Raw genomic sequence first — 1,408 nt, 5'->3', positions numbered from 1 at the left:
TTGAGAAGCGGTGTAAGTGAACTGCAGTTGCCATGTTTTACGGCAGTGAGAGCAGAGATAGCGCTGATGTCCGGCAGTGCTTTTGCCGTTACGCACCACCCCGTCAGTAGCTGAACAGGAGGGACAGCTGATAGAAACAGAAGCCACTGGAGCACCTCAAAAACACCATCATACACTAAATCAGTAAGTTGGCAGCATCACCCTGGGCGCGGAGAACATCTTCCTCGGTCGCAAAGCAGCAACCAAAGAAGAAGCGATTCGTTTTGCTGGCGAGCAGCTGGTGAAAGGCGGTTACGTTGAGCCGGAATACGTTCAGGCGATGCTGGATCGTGAAAAACTGACCCCGACTTATCTGGGTGAGTCTATCGCGGTGCCACACGGTACGGTTGAAGCGAAAGATCGCGTACTGAAAACGGGCGTGGTGTTCTGCCAGTACCCGGAAGGCGTGCGCTTCGGTGAAGAGGAAGATGACATTGCCCGTCTGGTGATTGGTATTGCAGCCCGTAACAACGAGCACATTCAGGTTATCACCAGCCTGACCAATGCACTGGATGATGAGTCCGTCATCGAGCGTCTGGCACACACCACCAGCGTGGATGAAGTGCTGGAACTGTTGGCAGGTCGTAAGTAATCCAATCCCACCCTCTCCACATGGAGAAGGTGGGGTTAATTGCCTGATGCGCTACGCTTATCAGGCCTACAGGATGCATCACGATTTGTTGAATTTGCACGTTCTTGTAGGCCGGATAAGGCGCTTACGCCGCATCCGGCGCTGCCCCTCTCCTCACGGAGAGGGTTTGGGTGAGGGAAAAGCCTCACCCCAGCCCTCTCGGGTAAAAACATTGATGAAGGTTAATACTATGAAAGCATTACATTTTGGCGCAGGTAATATCGGTCGTGGCTTTATCGGTAAACTGCTGGCAGACGCGGGTATCCAACTGACGTTTGCCGATGTCAATCAGGTGGTACTTGATGCCCTGAATGCCCGTCATAGCTATCAGGTTCATGTGGTTGGTGAAACCGAGCAGGTAGATACCGTTTCCGGCGTCAATGCTGTCAGCAGCATTGGTGATTAGACTGGCCCCCTGAATCTCCAGACAACCAGTATCACTTAAATAAGTGATAGTCTTAATACTAGTTTTTAGACTAGTCATTGGAGTACAGATGATTGATGTCTTAGGGCCGGAGAAACGCAGACGGCGTACCACACAGGAAAAGATCGCAATTGTTCAGCAGAGCTTTGAACCGGGGATGACGGTCTCCCTCGTTGCCCGGCAACATGGTGTAGCAGCCAGCCAGTTATTTCTCTGGCGTAAGCAATACCAGGAAGGAAGTCTTACTGCTGTGGCCGCCGGAGAACAGGTTGTTCCTGCCTCTGAACTTGCTGCCGCCATGAAGCAGATTAAAG

Annotated in this window: 2 protein-coding genes and 2 pseudogenes; 3 read left to right on the top strand and 1 reads right to left on the bottom strand. The window is 51.9% G+C overall.

Going from position 1 to position 1,408, the window contains the following annotated elements; all coding sequences use genetic code 11:
- Nucleotides 1–147 (bottom strand): IS1 family transposase (locus BGK49_RS27330; RefSeq protein WP_001393286.1); only part of this gene is annotated, 147 nt, incomplete at its 3' end.
- A gap of 55 nt (nt 148–202) precedes the next feature.
- Here BGK49_RS27330 and BGK49_RS14580 point away from each other — a divergent pair.
- From BGK49_RS14580 to BGK49_RS14570, 3 genes and pseudogenes are all read left to right on the top strand, one after another.
- A pseudogene (locus BGK49_RS14580) lies at nt 203–631 on the top strand (PTS sugar transporter subunit IIA); the annotation flags it as partial.
- Between the two features lie 229 nt (nt 632–860).
- Nucleotides 861–1,073 (top strand): annotated as a pseudogene (locus tag BGK49_RS14575) (mannitol dehydrogenase family protein); the annotation flags it as partial.
- A 91-nt stretch (nt 1,074–1,164) separates the two neighbouring features.
- A partial coding sequence (locus BGK49_RS14570; protein WP_000567704.1) for a transposase occupies nt 1,165–1,408 on the top strand: 244 nt, incomplete at its 3' end.

It is taken from the genome of Shigella sp. FC1544 (genome assembly GCF_001722145.1).
GTDB lineage: Bacteria > Pseudomonadota > Gammaproteobacteria > Enterobacterales > Enterobacteriaceae > Escherichia > Escherichia coli.
This window is presented reverse-complemented; position numbering and strand designations above follow the sequence as displayed.